This is a genomic window from Novosphingobium sp. SG707, from assembly GCF_012275515.1.
GTDB lineage: Bacteria > Pseudomonadota > Alphaproteobacteria > Sphingomonadales > Sphingomonadaceae > Novosphingobium.
In genome coordinates this window covers 1-1242 of the sequence record NZ_JAAZQL010000039.1, presented here as the reverse complement: position 1 = coordinate 1242, position 1242 = coordinate 1, and the positions used below count along the sequence as shown (strand labels likewise).

General features: G+C 59.3%; 2 protein-coding genes. Both read right to left on the bottom strand.

The features are described from left to right. Positions 1-344 (bottom strand): hypothetical protein (locus FHW92_RS25490; protein ID WP_168606087.1); only part of this gene is annotated, 344 nt, incomplete at its 3' end. After that, positions 344-1084, bottom strand: a complete 741-nt coding sequence (locus FHW92_RS25485) for a hypothetical protein (protein ID WP_168606086.1) — start codon at positions 1082-1084, stop codon at positions 344-346. The genes FHW92_RS25485 and FHW92_RS25490, both read right to left, overlap by 1 nt. Positions 1085-1242: the final 158 nt, after the last annotated feature.

Here is a 1242-nt window from a genome sequence, read left to right as displayed (position 1 = left end):
TCCATGGAAACTGCCGCAAACGTCTTTTGCAGCTTGAGTAGCCCATGCGCCTCGCACTCCCCTGCGATACCAATGGACATTCCGCCTCCGGGCTTTCGCGTGAGCGTCACCTTGACCGGCTGGCGCTGCTTACATTGCGCCGTGGCAATCTCGGCGAGTTCAGTTTGCTGTTCGCTGGTCATTTGATCCCAGCCGGGGATGCCCTTTGCGAGCGTATTTTTGGCTTCAGCCAAGTTGCCCGATTCCGGCACTGCAATTTCAATCGTCTTGCCCTTGGCCAGTGCTTTCGATCCGGTCGCCCCGGCTCGCCGTGCCGGTTTGGCGTTGGCATTCTTCCTCGTCATTATCCGTTTCCTTTGGCTGCTGCTTCGCGGCGGCGCTTCTCGTTGAGCACCACGGCCACCATGGAGTTGTTGCTGCCATTGGCATTGGCTGCCCGGCTGGCGGTGGCCTCCTGATGCTTGCGGTTGAGGCATCCGCTGACGGTGTGAAACCATCGGTTGCGTTTGTCGGGCGGTTGCCCTGTCAGCCATGCATCGAGGCTGGTCAGTTCGGCCTTCAGGTCGGGGATGGCGTGATAGGTCTGTGCCCAGCGATCCAGATCCTTGGACGTCAGTCGGATCACCGCCCCTTGGAAGGCATATTCCCTGGTTGATTTGGCCGTCTGATCCTGCCCTCCGGCGGAGGTATTTTCTTTGTTTAATTGTTTAATTGTTATTGTGTGGCCCTCGGATGGCCCTTGATTGGCCCCATTATCGGCGTCACGGTTGGCCCCATGCGTGCCGGTCGGGTTCTGCATTTCGTCGTAATTCTCGATAGTTATCATCACGCCGGATGGCCCCGCAGATGTCCCGATCAAATGCGCTTTTTCGAGGCGTTTTAAAAAGCGTCCAACGCGCTTGCGATCCCACTTCCAAAGGCCTGCAAGGGTGCGTTCCGAGCTATGCAATTGGCCCCGTGCGACCTCGATCAGATCGCCTTTTCCGGCCCGCCGGGTCATGGGATGATGGGCCGCCATGGCGATCAATCGCTCCCATGCCTCGCGTTCGGACGCGGGCTCATCGGCGAAGACAGGATTGTCCATCCAGCCCCGGGGCATGACGTACCACCCGCTCATGCATCGCCTCTCACGGCCTGAAAGGCGCCCTCAAAGCGACAGAAGGCGTTGCCGGTAAGTCCGGCCCGCTTCTTCGCCACAATGAGCTCAAGACGGCCTGTGGCGTCCTCTAAGGCGGTTTCCCA

Bases quoted from the DNA above. Each gene is read 5' to 3' on its own strand.
- FHW92_RS25485 (WP_168606086.1), bottom strand. From the start codon at position 1,084: ATGGACAATCCTGTCTTCGCCGATGAGCCCGCGTCCGAACGCGAGGCA.